Genomic DNA, 17302 nt, shown 5'->3' on the forward strand with positions numbered 1-17302 from the left:
TCGGTCGTGCACCGGAAATGGCACAGCGTCGCACAAGCTATCCCATGGGCCGGCGCGGCGAGTTGCCGCTCGTGGTCACGCGGGGGATCCGAGATGCCCGTCGAAACACCGCTGCGCGCCCCGGACGTACGGGGCGCGCAGCGGCTCGGTGGGGAAACCGGATCAGAAGGTCAGGTTCCAGGCGTCGATCCTGCCGGTGTCCTGCGACGCGATGTCGCGGACACGGAGCTTCCAGGTGCCGTTGGCGACCTCGGAGGAGGCGTTCACCGTGTACGTCTTGGCCACGTTGTCCGTGCCGTCGCTGTTGGCGAAGTCCTCCAGGAGGTACACCGTGCCGTCCGGCGCGACGAGGGACACCACCAGGTCGCCGCGGTAGGTGTGCTTGATGTCCACGCCCACCTTCAGGGTGGCCGGCGCGTTGCCGGTCACGCCCGAGACGGGGAGGGGGCTGTCGACGGTCGCGTTGTCGGCGATCGTGACGTCCGCGGTGTTCTCGAAGTACGAGCCGGGGGGCGGGGGAGTGCTGCCGACGGCCCGCAGCGCGTCGGTCTGTCCCTCGCCGAAGAAGCCGTTCTTGGTGGTCGTGCCCGTGCAGCGGCTGTCCGACGGGCAGGCCGTGTCGGTCGCCTGGACGCCGAGCTTGGAGCGCAGGTCGGCCGGGGTCGCGGTCGGGTTGACGCTCGCCAGGAGCGCGGCGACGCCCGCGACGTGCGGGGAGGCCATCGACGTACCGTTCATGTTGCCGTACTTGCCGCCCGGCAGGGTGGAGTAGACACCTGACGCGCCGTCTCCGCCGGGGGCGGCGATGTCGATGACCCCGTTGCCGAAGTTGGAGTACGACGCCTTCACGTTGCCCTTGCCCATGGCGGCGACGGTCACGACGCCGGGCAGCTCGGTCGGGATGTCGAGGCAGGCGTTGGTGATCGTCCGGGTGACGGGCGTGGAGTCGTTCGGGCTCTCCGTGTCGACCGTCTTGTTCGCCAGGTCGAGGTTGGAGTTGCCCGCCGCGGCGACCTGGAGCGAGCCCTTGCGCTCCGCGTACTCCTGGGCGCGCTTGACGCCCTCGATGATGGCCGCCTGGTCCGCGTTGTCCGGGCAGTTGAACTGCCACGGGTCCGTGTAGTAGCTGTTGTTGGTGACCTTGAAGCCGTGGTCACCGGCCCACATGAAGCCGCAGATCGTGTTCTCCGCGAAGAACAGGCTGCTGCCCGGCTCGGCGATGCGGACCGAGGAGACCTTGACCCCCGGCGCCACCCCGACGACGCCCTTGGTGTTCTTGGCGGCCGCGATCGTGCCGGCGACGTGCGTGCCGTGCGTGCCGACGTCACGCCAGGCACCCGTACGGGTGTCCGCCTTGCCGTAGGCACACGAGACGGAGTCGGCGGCGTTGAAGTTCGGGGCGATGTCCTGGTGCTGGTCGTCGACGCCCGTGTCGAGTACGCCGACCTTGACCGACGCGGAGCCGGTCGTCACGGCCCAGGCCTGGTCGGCCTTGATCTGGGTCATGTCCCAGCGGTTCAGGCTCTCCGTGAGCGTGGTCGCCGACTGGGTCGGGTTCGCCGGCAGCGCGGGGTTGTACGCGTCGGCCGGGACGTCCGAGGTGCGCGTCGCGCCGACCTGCTGCACCCCGGCGACGCTCCGCATGGCCGAGGCGAAGCCGGTCGAGGCCGAGTGCGCGACGATCACGCCGATCGCGTCGTACGCGGCGAAGACCGAACCGCCGTTGGCGGTGATCGCCGTCCGTACGGCGCTGGTGTCCCCGGGGGTGGTGATCACGAGGTGCGCGCGGGTGCCGGCGGCCCAGGCGGCGGCGGTGGCCTGCGGCTCGGCTGTGACGGCCGCGGCCGGAGCGGCGAGCGCCAGCGTGGCTCCGAGGGCGACGGCGGCGACCACGGGGGCCTGGAGCCGGCTGAATATGTGACGTCTCAATGCGTCCTCCGAGTCCCGGCACGCCGATGGGGCCGCCGGGGACGAAACGTGTAGGGGGTGGACGCAACATGTCAGACACCCCGGCCACGGAGTAAGAGGGGAATCCCTTGCAGTGCGCGGGACGTGGGGCGAGGGTCCCGCGCGCGGGCGCCAACAGGCGTCGCCCCGCGGCCAGTCGGTACCGCGGAGTGCTGGATCCGGCCGGGCCCCTACCGGCGCAGGAGGGACAGCTCCCGGTTCATTTCGGCGAGGAAGCGGACGACCACCCTCAGCTCGTCGGGGGTGAAACGTCCGCGGGCGGCGTCGGTGCCGCGGGCGAGAGGCGAGAAGTAGTCCCGGGCCACCTTCTTGGCCGCCTCGGCGTAGTGCAGGTGGACCACCCGGCGGTCGTCGGCCGCTCGCACGCGCCGGATGTGACCGGCCTTCTCCAGGCGGTCGAGGCACGCGGTCATGGCGCCCGACGTGAGGTTCAGCCGCTTGCGCAGCCGGCCGGGCGTCATGGGGCCCTCGTCGTCGGCGTCCCCGTCGAGGACAGCGATCAGCGCCTGCACGTCGGTGAGGTGCAGGCCCTGGGCCTGGGCGAACTCCTGGGCGATGCGGTTGAACTCGCCGTTCAGGCGGCGCAGCAGCACGGCGAACTCCTGCAACCCGACGGGGTCCTCGGAGGGAAGTGCGGGGGAGGGGGTGTCGGCGCTGCTCATCACACCAGGATATGGTATCTCGACCATTGACATACTTGATGGCTGACATAATCGTGACGTCGCTGGGGATCCTCATGAGAAGCACACCGCGCTGGGCCCGCTGGCTGGTACCCGTAGCGCTCCTGATCGTCTGGCTGGGCATCGGCGGCACGCTCGGCCCGTACGCCGGCAAGCTGGGCGAGGTGGCAACCAACGACCAGGCCGCGTTCCTGCCGCGCAGCGCGGAGTCCACCAGGGTGCTGGAGGCCCGGCGGGCGTTCGACCAGGCGGAGACGGTGCCCGCCATCGTCGTGTGGACGGTGGACGGCGGCCCGGTCACCCAGAAGCAGCGGTCCGCCGCGACGAGGGCGGTCGCGGAGCTCGCCGGCCGGCCCGGCGTCGTCGGCCGCCCGTCGCCCGCACTCGTGTCGAAGGACGGCGAGGCGATGCAGGCCGTCGTCCAGCTGCGGCCGAACCTGGGCGAGGAACTGCCCGCCGTCCTCGACGAAGTGCGCGAGGCGGCGGGCGGCGTGCCCGGCTCGGTGGCGCGCATCGCCGGCCCGGCGGCGAGCCAGGCCGACCTGTCGGACGCGTTCGCAGGCATCGACGGTCTGCTGCTGGGCGTGGCGCTCGGCGCCGTACTGCTCATCCTGCTGCTCGTCTACCGCAGCGTACTGCTGCCGTTCGTCATCATCCTGGGGGCGGTCTTCGCGCTCGGGCTGGCCTGCGCGGTGGTCTACGCGCTGGCGGACCGGGACGTGGTGCGGGTGGACGGTCAGGTGCAGGGCATCCTCTCCATCCTGGTGATCGGCGCCGCCACCGACTACGCCCTGCTGCTCGCCGCGCGCTTCCGGGAGGAACTCGCGGTACGTGAGGACCGTGCGGCCGCCGCACTGGCCGCGGTGCGCCGTTCGTTCGGCGCCGTCACGGCGAGCGCGGCGACCGTGGCGCTGGGGCTGCTGGCCCTGCTCGCGAGCGACCTGACCAACAATCGCGCGCTCGGCCCCGTCGGCGCGATCGGGATCGTCTGCGCCGTGCTGTCCACCCTGACGTTCCTGCCCGCCGTACTGGCGCTGCTCGGCCGTGCCGCGTACTGGCCGGCCCGGCCGAAGCCGTCGGACGCCGAAGCCGAGGGCCACGGCGTGTGGCGCCGCGTCGCCGCACTGGTCGACCGCCGGCCGCGACGTGTGTGGGTCGCCACCGCCCTCGTGCTGACGGCCTTCGCCGCGTTCTCCCCGGCACTGTCGTCCAAGGGCGTGCCGCTCGACGAGATCTTCGTCAACGACGCCCCCTCGGTGGCGGCTCAGGAGACCCTCGGCAGGCACTTTCCGGGCGGCTCGGGCAACCCCGCGGTCATCATCGCCGACGCGGGCCGCGCAGCGGAGGTGACGACCGCCGCCGAGAGCACCGAGGGCGTGGCCACGGCCGCCGCCGTCTCGGCGTCCGGCCGGCCGGGCGCCGGCGAACCGCTCGTCGTGGACGGCCGGTTGCGCATCGACGCCACGCTGGAGGCGGCCGCCGACAGCGACGCCGCGAAGGACACGCTCGAACGGCTGCGTACGAAGGTGCACGCGGTGAGCGGCGCCGACGCGCTCGTCGGCGGCTACACGGCGCAGCAGTACGACACCCAGCAGACGGCAGCCCGCGACCGGCTGATCATCGTGCCGGTCGTGCTCGCCGTCATCCTGCTGATCCTCGTCCTGCTGCTGCGTTCGCTGCTGATCCCCGTGCTTCTGGTGGCGACGGTCGCGCTCAACTTCCTGGCGACGCTCGGGGTGTCGGCGCTCGTCTTCGAACACCTCCTCGGCTTCAGCGGCACCGACGCGTCGGTCCCGCTCTACGGGTTCGTGTTCCTGGTGGCGCTCGGCGTCGACTACAACATCTTCCTGATGTCCCGGGTACGGGAGGAAGCACTCGTCCACGGCTCCCGCCGGGGCGTGCTGCGCGGGCTCGCCACGACCGGCGGGGTGATCACCTCGGCGGGCGTGGTCCTCGCGGCGACGTTCGCCGCGCTGATGGTGATCCCGCTGGCCTTCCTGGCGCAGATCGCCTTCATCGTGGCCTTCGGCGTGCTCCTGGACACCCTGGTGGTCCGCTCCCTGCTGGTGCCGGCGCTGGTGGTCGACATCGGCCCGAGGGCCTGGTGGCCGAGCGCCCTCGCACGGGCCGACGCCCCGGCGGGTACGGCGACGGAGCGCGCGAAGTAGTTCCGCACGGCCCGGCGCCGTACGGCGATCACGCCGGCCGGCGCGGCGGGACGGGGCGCTGTCCGGCCCCGTCCCCTCCGCCGACCATCACGTCGGCCGTCGGCCCACCTCGTCCGCCGGTGACTTCGGCGCTCGTTCGCCACCCGAGCCGTGATGTCTTCGCGCAGCCGCACCGTGTCGGTCGCGCCGGCGGCGGTCGGGGCAGGCCCGCACCTCGACGGGGCGTTCGGGAGGCTCGAACCGGGCCGGCCGCTGCGTGCCAGGACCCCCGCAGGGCCGGCCCTGCTCACGACGTACAGGCAGGAGCACGCGCACACCGCGTGACCCCACCGCACGCCACGCGCCGCGCGGTCCGGCCCAACTCCCGCGCCCCGCGGGGCGACGCAACGCCGACCAGCCACCCTCTGCCGGACCTCGCCGCCTCGCGCCGCGGGCGGACCAGGCAGGCTGTCCCCATGTCTCAGCTCACCCCCCAGCCCCAACTGCCCGGAGAGTCCGGCCACATGATCGTCTGCGGCGACGACGCACTGGCCCTTCGGCTCGCCTCCGAACTGCGCTACGTCTACCGGGAACGCGTCACGCTCGTCGGTCCGGCCGGCGGCGCGGCCCTCGGGGCGCGGCTCACCGTGCCGACGCAGAGCCGCGGATCCGTGCTGCTGGGGCGCGTCTCGACCGCGCTGGCCCGGTCGACGTCTCCTCCTGCCGGCTCCGCGCCCCTGGCGGTGCTCGAAGCCCCCGAGCCGACCGACTCCGTACTGGCGACGGCCGGGGTCGGCCGGGCCGCCGCGCTGGCGCTCGTGTACGACGACGACGAGACGAACATCAGGGCCGCGCTCGCGGCCCGGCGGCTCAACCCCGGCCTGCGACTGGTGATCCGCCTCTACAACCGCAAACTCGGCCAGCACCTGGAGGAACTGCTCGATCAGGCGGCCCTGGTCACCCTGCCGGATCTGGACCCGGTCGTCCTCGACGCGTCGACCACCGTACTGTCGGACGCCGACACGGCCGCGCCCGCCCTGGCCGCCAGCGCCGTCGTGGGCACCAGCAAGGTCGTCCACGCCGACGGGTTCCTCCTGCGCGCCGTGGAGCGCACCCCGCCGTCCCCCGGCGAGGTGTCCGAACCCGGCCTGTGCACGCTCGCCCTCCTCTCCGCCACCGCGAGCGATCCGGCCGGCCAGGAGGGATCGGAAGCGAGCGGAACGTCCGGGCCGCAGCTCCTGCCCGACCCGCGCACCGTCGCCGCGGCCACCGGGCGGGGCACGGTCGTCCTCGAAACCGTCACCCACACCGGTCCGCTTCCGCCGGCGGGCCGGCTCTCCGGCCGGGGCGTACCGCTCTCGCAACTGTTCTCGCGCCGCCTGCGCTGGTCGCTCGCCGTGGGGGCACTGGCCGTCGTGGCCCTGACCGTGGCGTCCGTCGTCGTCACCGACGAGGGAGCGCTGCACGCCTCCTACGTCACGCTGCTGGACCTGTTCTCCATCAACGAACCCGCGCTGGGGGAGAGCCCGGCGCGCCAGGTCCTCCAACTGCTGTCCGGACTGGTGGGCCTGGCGCTGCTGCCCCTTCTCATCGCCGCGTCCCTGGAGGCGCTCGGCGTACTGCGCGGCGCCTCCGCCCTGCGCCGCCCCCCGCGCGGGCTGTCGGGCCACGTCGTCCTTCTGGGCCTCGGCAAGATCGGCACCCGGGTCCTCGGGCAGTTGCGCGACCTGGACATCCCCGTGGTGTGCGTCGAGGAGGATCCGGAAGCCCGCGGCATCGCACTCGCCCGGCGCCTGCGCGTGCCCACCGTGATCGGCGACGTGACCCAGGAAGGGGTACTGGAAGCGGCCAAGATCCACCGGGCGCACGCCCTGCTCGCTCTGACCAGCTCCGACACCACCAACTTGGAGGCCGCCCTCTACGCCCGCACGGTCCGCCCGGACCTCCACGTGTCACTGAGGCTGTACGACGACGACTTCGCCACCGCCGTCTACCGCACGCTGCGCGTCGCCCACCCGCGCGCGCTCACCCGCAGCCGCAGCGTCTCCCACCTGGCGGCTCCGGCGTTCGCCGGAGCCATGATGGGCCGTCAGATCCTCGGCGCCATACCGGTGGAGCGCAAGGTGCTGGTCTTCGCCGCCCTCGTGGTGGCCGGCCACCCGCAGCTGGAGGGCCGTACCATCGAGGAAGCCTTCCGGCCCGGCGCCTGGCGCGTCCTCGCCCTGGACACCACCGCCCCCGCCGACCGGCGCCCCGACCTGGCCGCACCCCGCGCGGCCGACGGGGACGAGCATCCGACCGGTCTCATCTGGGACCTGCACGCCGGTTACGTTCTCCAGCCCCAGGACCGGGTGGTCCTCGCCGCCACCCGGCGCGGCCTGGCCGAACTCCTCGGCAGGCACGCCTGACCACGGGGGAGCGACGCCGGACCGCCGCCCGCGACGGCGAGCCGGTCAGCCGGCCCGCCGTCGCGGGCCGGCCGGTGGAATGCGTGACCATCGGGACCGCCCACCCGTTCAGTCTGCCGCTCGCACTCGACGACCGGGGAGGCGCACCGAGTCCGGTGTCGATCCCCGACGGAGCAGGCCGCCGAGGGCCGCTGTCGGCAGCCCGGGGCGGCGGACGCCGCTCCCCTCAGTAGGCTCTCGGTGTCCCCCGCGGAGGCCGGCCTTCGGGTCGTATCCGCCCGCCCGCGACCCAGGAGCCCCATGACCAGCGGTGAACCGACGGCCCGCCGCCCCCGGGGCGGCACCGCGCCGGCCGGCGCTCTCACGTACGGTCCCGCCGGAGCGACGTGTCCGGGCGACGACATGTGGCTCCCGACGGACGACGGCTTCCGACGCTACGAGCGGACAGTGGTGATCGGGCACGGCGACGCGGACTGGCGGGCGGCGGCCGACGCCGTTGTGCGGTGGGGCGTGAAGCGGCGCAGCGGATTCGCCGTCACACCGGGCCCCGGGGCCGGGGAGCGGGTCACCGAGGGCGCCCCGTACCGGATCACCGCAGCCTGGGGCCCCGTCGCGGTGCACGAACCGGTGCGCGTCGTGGCGGTCGTCGACGGACCCGACCGGTGCGGCTTCGCGTACGGCACCGGGCCGGGGCATCCTGTCTGCGGCGAGGAGGCCTTCGTCGTCCACCGGGCGTCCGACGGCACGGTCGCGTTCACGCTCCGCTCCCTCACCCGTGCGGCGCCCAGCGGCCCGTGGCGGACGCTGTTTCCGTTGCTGCTGCTCGCACAGGGCCATTTCCGCCGCCGGTACCTGCGTGCGCTGCTGCCCGCCTCCCGGTCGGCCGGCGCCGCCGCGAGGCGCCGCGAGCCCTGAGGCGTCCGGAGCGTCAGAGAGGCTCGCCGGGCCAGCCGAGGAGACGGGCGCCGATGACCGCGGTCTGCAGCGTGTAGCGGTGCACGGGGTCGCCGGGGTCGGAGCCCGTCAGCTTGTGGATCCGGTCCAGCCGGTACGTCATGGCGCGCACGCTCAGCGACAGCCGCCGGGCCGCCTCGGCGGCCACGCATCCGGTGTCGAAGTACGCGGTCAGGGTGTCCATGAGGGGCCGCGCTCCGCCGCGAGCCTGCTGGAGCGGGCCCAGCACACTGCGCACCAGGTCGGCCATCGCCTGCCGGTCGCGGGTCAGCACGGGGTAGACCAGGAGGTCCGACGCGTGCAGGACCGGGGCGTCCAGGTCCATGCGGCCGGCCAGGTCGAGAGCGTTCAGGGCCTCCTCGTACGACTGGACGACCCCGCCGACCCCGGGATGCGCCCGGCCTATGGCGACGCGGCCGCCGCCGGTGGCCGTGTGCGCCTGTTCGGCGAAGACGGGCAGCACGTCCAGGTCGTCGCCGGGCGCGACGCAGATCAGCCGGCCGTTCTTCGTGGTGAGCAGGATGCGGCGGTCTCCGAAGCGGGCCGCGAGGGACGACTCGATGCGCCGGGCGACCGGGTAGCCGTCGTCGTACGGCTCGGCGCCCTGGGCCACGGCGACCGCGTGGGCGTGGGAGAGCAGCAGCCCGAAGCGCTCGGCCCGCTCGGCGATACGGCCCAGATCACCGCGCCCGTGCAGCAGGTCGTCGATGAACTCCCGGCGTGCCGCCTCCTCCTGGCGCACGGCGAGCCGCTGCGCCCTCTCGTGCCCCTCCGCGAAGGCGTCCACGGCCTGCTCCACGGCCACGAGCAAGTGGTCGGCGCACGCTCCCCGCAGGGTGTGCCGCACGCCCTGAGCGGCGCGCAGGTGGGCCCGCACCAGGGCGCGCATGCCGATCCCGGCCTCCGCCGCGCGTTCCCCCTGCGCGCGCCGCGTCTCCAGCTCCTCGCGCGTCAGCCGTCTGCCGGTGCGGCAGGCGGCCGCCAGGGTCCGGGCGTACCCGTCCAGGTACTGCTCGAGTTCTTCGCGCTCCGCCATGGCCACTCCCGTTCCGGACACGCCGGTGACGTGGTGCCGAGGCGTGATCGTCCAGGGTGGCACGGACCCCGTGCGGGCCCATCACCGGTGTCGGTCGGCCGCGTTGACCGCCCTTGGCCGACGACGGGCGCCGGGTGCGCCGGGAGGGACGCGGCGCCGACCGGCCGCGGGCTCCCCGCGGCAGTGATTACCGGTGTCTTACGGGGAGCGGCCGCCGGTGTCCCGGCGGGCCGGCCTGCTGTTTGCTGAGTGCATGATGGGGCCCGGCCGGTAGCGGTCGCCCCGCTCGTCCCCGCAGGAGGTCCAGGTGTCCCGTGTGTCCCGCCGTGTCGTCGTTCCCGCCCTTCTGGTGCTGGTGGTCGCCGCCGGCATCGGGCTTTATCTCTTCCAGCCCTGGAAGGCGTTCACCGAGACCGCGGTGAACGAGGCCCTGCCGACCGCCTCCGAGTCCGCGGCCGCGCCGGCCGCACCGGACGCCAAGGACAAGAACGGCGACGAGGGCGAGGAGCCGCCGATGAAGGACACGGGGCCCAAGGACCTCGCCGAGGGCGGCTTCGTCACCCACGAGCACGGCACCAGCGGCACAGCCCGTACCGTCCGGCTCGCGGACGGCGGGCAGGTGCTGCGCCTGGAGGACCTCAAGACCTCCGACGGGCCGGACGTACGGGTCTACCTCTCGACCAGGAACGCCGACGCGGTGGAGGCGGGGCTGGGCGACGGGGCGGTCCAGCTCGGCAAGCTCAAGGGCAACCTGGGCAACCAGAACTACACCGTCCCGGCCGGCACGGATCTGTCGAAGTTCCACAGCGCCGTGCTGTGGTGCAAGCGGTTCTCGGTCTCCTTCGGCGCCGCCGACCTCGCCCCGGTGACGGGCTGACCCGTTGAACACCCGCCCCGCTCCCGCCCGCCGCGTCCTCGTCGTCGAGGACGACCCGACCGTCGCCGAGGTCGTCACCGGCTACCTGACCCGCGCCGGTTACCAGGTCGCGCACGCCGCCGACGGCCTCGCCGCCCTCGCCATGGCCGCGGCCGCGCGGCCCCAGCTGGTCGTCCTGGACCTCATGCTGCCCGGCCTGGACGGCCTGGAGGTGTTCCGCAGGCTGCGGGCGGGCGGCGGGCCGCCGTTGCCCGTGGTGATGCTGACCGCGCGCGGCGAGGAGGCGGACCGGATCCTCGGCCTGGAACTCGGTGCGGACGACTACATGGCCAAACCCTTCAGCCCCCGCGAACTGGTGCTGCGCGTGGCTTCCGTGCTGCGCCGCTCGGAGGCGCCGGCGCCCGCCGCCGCCCCGGCCGTCCTGCGGGCCGGCGACCTGGCCGCCGACCCGGTCGCGCGGCGCGCCGAACGCGGTGGCCGTGAACTGGCCCTCACAGGGCGCGAGTTCGACCTGCTGGTCTTCCTGCTGCGCCATCCGGGCCGGGTGTTCTCCCGCGAAGAACTGCTGCGGCAGGTGTGGGGATGGGAGTTCGGCGATGCGTCGACCGTCACCGTCCACGTGCGCCGGCTGCGCGAGAAGGTCGAGGACGACCCGGCCGCACCGAAGCTCATCAGCACCGTCTGGAGCGCCGGCTACCGCTTCGATCCGCCCGCGGCCGGACCCGGGGGCCACCAGCCGTGATCGACATGCTGATCATCGTCGCCCTCGCGGCCCTGGGCGCCCTGGCCGCCGGGCTCCTCGCCGCCCCCGCCGTCACGCTGCTGCGCCGCCGTTCGGTCGTCCTGTCGATGTTCGCCGTCGCCGCGCTCGCCGTCGTCGCGATGGCGGCGGGCACGGTCGCGGTGGCACTGGAGATGTTCCTGTCCGGCCACGACTTCCGCGTGGTGCTGATCGTGGTCGCCGTGTCGGGCGCCGTCTCGCTGGGCGCCGCGCTGCTGTTCGGACGCCGGATCGCCGCCGGCAGCCGGGAACTGGCGGCGGCGGCGCTCACCGTCGGCAGCGAGACCGGCTTCGTGGCTCCCGCGGACCCGCCCACCGCCGAACTCGCCGCGCTCGCGGCCGCCTTGGAGGAGACAGCGACCCGGCTGAAGGCCGCACAGGCGCGCGAGCGCGCACTGGACGCCTCGCGGCGGGAGCTGATCGCCTGGATCTCGCACGACCTGCGCACCCCCCTGGCCGGGCTGCGCGCGATGGCCGAGGCCCTGGAGGACGGCGTCGCCCCTGACCCAGGCCGCTACCACGCCCGCATCCGCACCGAGGTGGAACGCCTCTCCGGCATGGTCGACGACCTCTTCGAGCTGTCCCGCATCCAGGCCGGGTCCCTGGAGCTGGCCCTGACCCGGATGTCGGTCTACGACCTGGTCGACGACGCCCTCGCCGCCGCCCGGCCGCTCGCGGAGGAGCGGGGCGTGCGGCTGGTGGACGGCGGCATCGCGCCCTTCCCGGTCCGGGTCGACGGGCAGGGCATCACGCGGGTCCTCGGCAACCTGCTGGTCAACGCCATCCGGTCGACGCCGGCCGACGGAACCGTCGCGGTGAGCGCCCGTCGTGAGGCCGACCGGGTCGTGCTCGCGGTTGAGGACGGCTGCGGCGGCATCCCGGAACAGGACCTGCCTCGCGTCTTCGACACCGGGTGGCGCGGCGGCGAGGCGCGTACCCCTCCGGCCGACCGCGTGGCTACGGCCGCCTCCGCCACGGGCGGCGCGGCGGACGAAGCGGCGACCACGGCCCATGCCGCGGCGGGGGGACAGCGGCGGCACGGAGACACCGGGGCGGGACTCGGGCTCGCGATCGTGCGCGGCATCGTCGAGGCCCACGCCGGACACGCCTCGGTCCGCAACACGGCAGGGGGCTGCCGCTTCGAGATCACCCTCCCGACCGCCGACGCCCGCCGGCCCGAACCCGCCGTATGAGGTGGGGCGGGCCCCGCGAGGCAGCCCGGGACGACCGCGCTCTCAGCCTCTCGCCGGCCGGCCGCCCGCCGAGCCGGACGTAGCGGCGGCCGCGACGCCCCCACCTTCGGCGTCCACGTGCGGCAGGACGCGGTCCAGCCAGCGCGGTGTCCACCAGGCCGCCCTGCCGAGAAGGGTCATGGCAGCCGGTACGAGGAGCAACCGGACGACGGTCTCGTCGATGAGCCGGGCCGCCCCAGGGGGGTGGTGGGTACGCACGCGGGGAGGACGCCCCCGGGGGTTCGGCGGTACGCCGGTCTCACCAGGTGCGGCCGAGCCGCAGCACCTGGTCGCGGACGCGCGTGACGTGCGGGTTGTCCGTACCGCCGGGCCGCTGCACGAGGTAGGCGGTGTTGATGGGCGGGTCGTCGGGCTCGTGCAGGGCGACCAGAGTGCCGGAAGCGAGTTCGTCCGCGCACAGGTAGCGCGGCAGGACCGTGAAGCCGCCGCCGGCCGCGACCGTGGACAGTACGCCGCGCAGGTCGGGGACCGTGACGGCGGCTCGGCCGGTCAGGCGCTTGCCGAAGACGTGGCGCCAGTAGCGCCGTGCGATGGGCAGATCCTCGGCGTAGGTGATCAGCGGTACGGCGCTCAGGAACGCCGGGCCTTGGGCGGCCAGCCCCTCCTTGAGGCGGTCCGCCCAGAGGGGGGCGGCGACCAGGACGAACTCCTCGTCCATCAGCGGCACGGCGGCCAGGGTCCGACCGCGCGGACGGGTGGTGGCGATCACCACGTCGTGGCGGCCGGCGCGCAGTTCGTCCAGCAGGTGATCGGTCAGTCCCGTGGTCACGCGCAGCCGTACGCCGTCGGCGACGAGGACGGCGAGCCCGGGCAGCACGCGCGTGCACAGCAGCTCGGCGGGGCCCGCCAGGTGTACCGGCTCGGCCGGGCCGGCGCCGGGCGAGGCGGGGGCGGTCGCGCGGGCGAGGACGTCCAGGGGCGCGGCGACCCGGGCGGCGAGTTCGTCCGCGACCGGGGTCGGCGCGACGCCGCGCGGCAGCCGCTCGAACAGCTCGCGCCCGGTCTGCCGTTCCAGCGTGCGGATCTGCGCGGTGACCGTGGGCTGCGAGAGGCCCAGCAACGGGGCGGCGGCGGTGAAGGATCCGGCGCGGTAGACCGCGAGAAAGGTGCGCAGGAGGTTCAGATCCGCAGGGTGCTGCGCTCCGCCGGCATGCTGGGGCGGACGGGCCGTCTCATCGGAATCCCTATGGGTCACGCGGCCGACTCTATGCGAGTCCTATGAGTGCGCCGGAGGGGCGCGGTGCCGGCTCGGCCCCGAGCCCCTCCCTTGCCCGCAGGCCGGTTACGCCGTCGCCGGGTCCTCCACCACCAGCACGATCTTGCCGGTGGTGCGGCCGGTCTCGCCGAGGCTGTGGGCCTTGTCGGCCTCGGCGAGGGGGAAGGTGGCTTCGATGTGGGCGCGCAGGGCGCCGGCCGCCACGAGGTCGGCGATCGCGTTCATCCCGCCGTGGTCGGCCTCGACGAGGAGGGTTTCGACGCGGACGCCCCGTGCGGCCGCCTTCGCCGCCTCGTCCGGGTCCTCTCCGGGCAGCAGCGAGACGAGGACGCCGCCGGGACGCAGGACGTCCAGGGAGCGGGCGCGGGTGTCGCCGGAGAGGGGGTCGAGCACCATGTCGACGTCCCTCACGACTTCGGCGAAGTCGACGGTGCGGTAGTCGACGACCTCGTCCGCGCCGAGAGAGCGTACGAAATCGTGCTTGGCCGCGCTCGCGGTGCCGATGACGTACGCGCCACGGGACTTGGCGATCTGCACGGCGAGGTGGCCGACGCCGCCGGCGGCCGCGTGGACGAGGACCCGCTGCCCGGCGCGGACGGCGGCGGTGTCGACGATCGCCTGGTGGGCGGTGAGGGCGGCGAGGGGGAGGGCGCCGGCCTGGACGTGGTCGATACCGGCGGGCTTGTGGGCGAAGGCGCGGGCGGGGGCGGTCACGTACTCGGCGTGGGACCCCACGCCGTAGGGGTACGGCAGCATGCCGAAGACCTCGTCGCCGGGCTTGAAGACGGTGACGCCGTAGCCGACGGCCTCGACGACGCCGGAGACGTCCCAGCCGAGGACGAGCGGGAAGCGGTCGAGGAAGAGGCGCTGTCCGCGGTGCTTCCAGTCCGTCGGGTTGACGCCCGCGGCGCGGACGGCGACCAGGATCTGGCTCGGGCCGGGAGCGGGCCGCGGCACGCGGACTTCCCTGAGCACATCGGGGGCTCCATGGGTGTCCTGGCTGATGGCGCGCATGGTGGTGGCGGTGTTCGTCATACGTACAGCCTCGCCGGGGCCGCCGTTCCGTACCATGGCATGATTGCCATCTTTCGACAGGATCGTGCCATGGGAAACGCTCACCGTGTGGTCGTACTGGCTCTGGACGGGGTGTACCCGTTCGAGCTGGGGATGCCGAGCCGGGTCTTCGGCGCCGCCGGCGACCGCTACGAGGTGCTGACCTGCACCGTCGACGGGCGACCGGTGCGGACCAACGCCGACTTCTCGATCACCGCCGACCACGGCCCGGAGGCCCTGCGCACGGCCGACACCGTCGTCGTCCCGCCCTTCGACGCCTCCCGTCTGCGACGGGAGGCGCCCGAGGCCGTACTGACGGCGCTCGCATCCGTGGCACCCGGCACCCGCATCGTGTCCATCTGCACCGGCGCCTTCCTCCTCGCGGCCGCGGGGCTGCTCGACGGCCGGCCGGCCACCACGCACTGGGCCCTCGCGGACGTCTTCCGTGCCTGGTTCCCGCAGGTGGACCTGGATCCGGACGTCCTGTTCATCGACGACGGCGATGTGCTGACCTCGGCGGGCGCCGCGTCGGGGGTCGACGTCTGCCTGCACCTCGTACGCAAGGACCACGGCAGCGAGATCGCCAACCGGGTGGCGCGCGCCTGCGTGGTCCCGCCGTGGCGGGACGGAGGCCAGGCGCAGTACATCGAGCAGCCGGTGCCGGGCACTTCGGGAAACGGAACGGCCGCCACCCGCCAGTGGGCGCTGGAGAACCTCCATGAGCCGCTGACCCTGGCCGAGCTCGCCGGCCACGCCCGCATGAGCCTGCGCACGTTCGCCCGCCGCTTCCGCGAAGAGGTCGGCATGAGCCCGGGCCGGTGGCTCATCCAGCAGCGCGTCGCCCGGGCCCGGCACCTCCTGGAGTCCACCGACCTGGCGGTCGACGACGTGGCGGGGCAGGTCGGCTTCGCCACCGGCACCTCGCTGCGGCAGCACCTCCACGCCGCCATCGGCGTGACGCCGCTCGCCTACCGGCGTACCTTCCGGGGCGTGACGCCGGCGGGTGTCTGACACCACCGGAGCGACGGACCGTCCCCGGGCGAGGGCCGTGCCGGCGGTATTCCCCCCGACCCATCGGGAAGCCGATGCCCGTCATTGGATTCGTCATTGGATGCCGACGGGTGAGCGCGCCTACCTTTCGAGTACCTCGCCGCACCGACGAGCCGGACGCGCCACGTCGGCGTTCCCCGAACGCCGGAGCGTGCGCCCCGCACCCTTCCGCGGCCCCAGCGGGCCCGCCACCCCGGAGTGACTCACCATGCCGAAGATCCTTTTCGTGCTGACCGGCGCTGACCACTGGACGCTGGCGGACGGCACTGAGCACCCCACCGGCTTCTGGGCGGAGGAGGTCGTCGCCCCGTACGAGGCGTTCAAGGGCGCCGGACACGAGATCGTCGTCGCCACGCCCGGCGGCGTCGTGCCGACGGTGGACGAGAGCAGCCTTGCGCCCGATGTCAACGGCGGCCCGGAGGGGGCCGCCGGGGTCGCCGCCGCGCTCGGCGCGATCACCGAGCTGCGGCATCCGACAGCCCTCGCGGAGGTGCGCCTCGACGACTACGCGGCCGTCTTCTACCCCGGCGGCCACGGCCCCATGGAGGACCTCGCCGTCGACCCCGCCTCCGGCCGGATCCTGATCGACGCCCTCGACTCCGGCAAGCCGCTCGCCGTCGTCTGCCACGGCCCGGCGGCGCTCCTGGCCGCCCGGAAGGCCGACGGCTCCCACGCGTTCGCCGGCTACGAGGTGGCCGCCTTCACCAACGCCGAGGAGACGCAGGCCGGTTTCGCCGACAAGGCGAAGTGGCTGCTGGAGACCCGTCTCGTCGAGGCCGGCGTCCAGGTGCGCGCGGGGGAGCCGTGGGCGCCGAACGTGGTCGTCGACCGGAACCTGATCACCGGTCAGAACCCGGCCTCCTCCGCCCCGCTGGCGGCCGAAGTCCTGACCAGGCTGGCCTGACGACGCCAGGCCCGGCCGGCCGGGATCACGCCTCGTCGACGTGCCCACGGCCGGTCGGGTGAACCGTGCGCCCGGCGGCAGGATCGGGCGGCCCCCAGGTGCAGCGCCCCGACGGCTGCTGTCCATGGCGCACCCGCTGCCGCAGCCGGCCCGGGACGTCGGCGCGGGTCTGCTCCAGGCCCCATGAGCCGGTACCCGGCGGCGCCGTACCGGTCGAGGTCGTCGTCTCCCTCGACCCCGACCGGTACGCGCGGACCATGGAAGCCGCCCGGCGGACCGGCCTGGTGGCGACCGGCGAACAACCGGTACTCGGCTCCCTGTCCGGCACCATCGCCGAGGGCCGGTATCCGGCCCTGCGGGCCGTCGAGGGCATCGAGTCGGTCGACCGCGCCCGCACCGTCCAGCTCCCCCACCGGAGTCGCCCCTTCAGTGACCGGCATCGCCCGATGGCCCCGTGAACTGCCCCGTGCCACGTGAGAGACGAACGCCGACCCGCACGCCTGAGGCCGCGGGCCCCCAGGGAGGGCACGGTCGGCTACCCGGTCCGGTGCGCGCCTCGCTATAACTGCACCATGATCTATCACGTGGTCGCGCTCGACGAGTGGCTGGCCGTACCCGACCACCCCTATGCCCCGGCCTCCCTGGCGAGCGACGGCTTCGTTCACTGTTCCCCCGACGAGCACACGACGCTCGCCGTCGCGGACGCCTACTTCCGCGACCGGAACGGTCCCCTCATGGCCCTGCTCATCGACGAGGACCGGCTCGACGCCGGGGTGGAGTGGGAGGAGGCGGAGGGTGCTGCGCCTCCCGGCGTGGCCCCCGGCACCGCGTTCCCCCACGTGTACGGGCCCATCAGGCGTGACGCGGTCGAAGGGCTGATGGAGATTCAGCGGGACGACGAGGGCCGAGCCGCGGGCCTCGCGGTCTGGAGCTGAGTGGTCCGCGCCGAGTGGCCCGGAACCGATGGTCCGGAGC

Annotated in this window: 16 protein-coding genes and 1 pseudogene; 11 read left to right on the plus strand and 6 right to left on the minus strand. The window is 74.0% G+C overall.

Going from position 1 to position 17302, the window contains the following annotated elements; translation table 11 throughout:
* Positions 1-162: 162 nt before the first annotated feature.
* Both AC07FK_RS12355 and AC07FK_RS12360 read right to left on the minus strand, forming a co-directional pair.
* Positions 163-1929 (minus strand): S8 family peptidase, encoded by a 1767-nt coding sequence (locus AC07FK_RS12355; RefSeq protein WP_479104816.1) that lies wholly within the window; start codon positions 1927-1929, stop codon positions 163-165.
* Positions 1930-2138: 209 nt separating this feature from the next.
* Entirely contained in the window at positions 2139-2630 is a 492-nt protein-coding gene (locus tag AC07FK_RS12360) for a MarR family winged helix-turn-helix transcriptional regulator (protein WP_479104817.1), read from the minus strand.
* Between the two features lie 74 nt (positions 2631-2704).
* Here AC07FK_RS12360 and AC07FK_RS12365 point away from each other — a divergent pair, with 74 nt between their 5' ends.
* The 4 genes from AC07FK_RS12365 to AC07FK_RS12380 all read left to right on the plus strand — a co-directional run bounded on the left by AC07FK_RS12365 (position 2705) and on the right by AC07FK_RS12380 (position 8118).
* Positions 2705-4816: an MMPL family transporter gene (locus tag AC07FK_RS12365; protein ID WP_479104818.1), complete on the plus strand. Its 2112-nt coding sequence runs from the start codon at positions 2705-2707 to the stop codon at positions 4814-4816.
* Between the two features lie 153 nt (positions 4817-4969).
* Positions 4970-5140, plus strand: a complete 171-nt coding sequence (locus tag AC07FK_RS12370; RefSeq protein ID WP_479104819.1) for a hypothetical protein — start codon at positions 4970-4972, stop codon at positions 5138-5140.
* A 131-nt stretch (positions 5141-5271) separates the two neighbouring features.
* Positions 5272-7203, plus strand: coding sequence for an NAD-binding protein (locus tag AC07FK_RS12375; protein ID WP_479104820.1), 1932 nt, complete (start codon positions 5272-5274; stop codon positions 7201-7203).
* Between the two features lie 300 nt (positions 7204-7503).
* Positions 7504-8118, plus strand: a complete 615-nt coding sequence (locus AC07FK_RS12380; RefSeq protein WP_479104821.1) for a DUF1990 family protein — start codon at positions 7504-7506, stop codon at positions 8116-8118.
* Between the two features lie 13 nt (positions 8119-8131).
* Here AC07FK_RS12380 and AC07FK_RS12385 read toward each other — a convergent pair whose 3' ends face one another.
* Positions 8132-9193: a PucR family transcriptional regulator gene (locus tag AC07FK_RS12385; protein WP_479104822.1), complete on the minus strand. Its 1062-nt coding sequence runs from the start codon at positions 9191-9193 to the stop codon at positions 8132-8134.
* A gap of 307 nt (positions 9194-9500) precedes the next feature.
* Here AC07FK_RS12385 and AC07FK_RS12390 point away from each other — a divergent pair, with 307 nt between their 5' ends.
* Genes AC07FK_RS12390 through AC07FK_RS12400 form a run of 3 tightly spaced genes read left to right on the plus strand, consistent with a single transcriptional unit; the run spans position 9501 to position 12044 of the window.
* The gene (locus tag AC07FK_RS12390; RefSeq protein WP_479104823.1) at positions 9501-10070 is read left to right on the plus strand and encodes a DM13 domain-containing protein; all 570 of its coding nucleotides are present in this window, start codon (positions 9501-9503) and stop codon (positions 10068-10070) included.
* Between the two features lie 4 nt (positions 10071-10074).
* Entirely contained in the window at positions 10075-10812 is a 738-nt protein-coding gene (locus AC07FK_RS12395) for a response regulator transcription factor (RefSeq protein WP_479104824.1), read from the plus strand.
* Entirely contained in the window at positions 10809-12044 is a 1236-nt protein-coding gene (locus tag AC07FK_RS12400; protein WP_479104825.1) for a sensor histidine kinase, read from the plus strand. The genes AC07FK_RS12395 and AC07FK_RS12400 overlap by 4 nt, the downstream gene beginning before the upstream one ends.
* Positions 12045-12086: 42 nt before the next feature.
* Here AC07FK_RS12400 and AC07FK_RS12405 read toward each other — a convergent pair.
* The 3 genes and pseudogenes from AC07FK_RS12405 to AC07FK_RS12415 all read right to left on the minus strand — a co-directional run.
* A pseudogene (locus AC07FK_RS12405) lies at positions 12087-12269 on the minus strand (hypothetical protein); the annotation flags it as partial.
* A 73-nt stretch (positions 12270-12342) separates the two neighbouring features.
* On the minus strand, positions 12343-13299 hold the full coding sequence (locus tag AC07FK_RS12410; protein ID WP_479104826.1) for a LysR family transcriptional regulator: 957 nt from the start codon (positions 13297-13299) through the stop codon (positions 12343-12345).
* Between the two features lie 87 nt (positions 13300-13386).
* On the minus strand, positions 13387-14334 hold the full coding sequence (locus AC07FK_RS12415; RefSeq protein ID WP_479104969.1) for an NADP-dependent oxidoreductase: 948 nt from the start codon (positions 14332-14334) through the stop codon (positions 13387-13389).
* Between the two features lie 90 nt (positions 14335-14424).
* On the opposite strand from AC07FK_RS12415, the gene AC07FK_RS12420 reads away from it, so the two are divergent.
* From AC07FK_RS12420 to AC07FK_RS12435, 4 genes are all read left to right on the plus strand, one after another.
* Complete coding sequence (locus tag AC07FK_RS12420) at positions 14425-15384, plus strand: GlxA family transcriptional regulator (protein ID WP_479104827.1); 960 nt, start codon at positions 14425-14427, stop codon at positions 15382-15384.
* 247 nt (positions 15385-15631) lie between these two features.
* On the plus strand, positions 15632-16327 hold the full coding sequence (locus AC07FK_RS12425) for a type 1 glutamine amidotransferase domain-containing protein (RefSeq protein ID WP_479104828.1): 696 nt from the start codon (positions 15632-15634) through the stop codon (positions 16325-16327).
* 98 nt (positions 16328-16425) lie between these two features.
* Positions 16426-16785: a hypothetical protein gene (locus AC07FK_RS12430; RefSeq protein WP_479104829.1), complete on the plus strand. Its 360-nt coding sequence runs from the start codon at positions 16426-16428 to the stop codon at positions 16783-16785.
* 114 nt (positions 16786-16899) lie between these two features.
* Entirely contained in the window at positions 16900-17262 is a 363-nt protein-coding gene (locus tag AC07FK_RS12435; RefSeq protein ID WP_479104830.1) for a DUF952 domain-containing protein, read from the plus strand.
* Positions 17263-17302: the final 40 nt, after the last annotated feature.

It is taken from the genome of Streptomyces sp. NPDC046122, assembly GCF_056429965.1.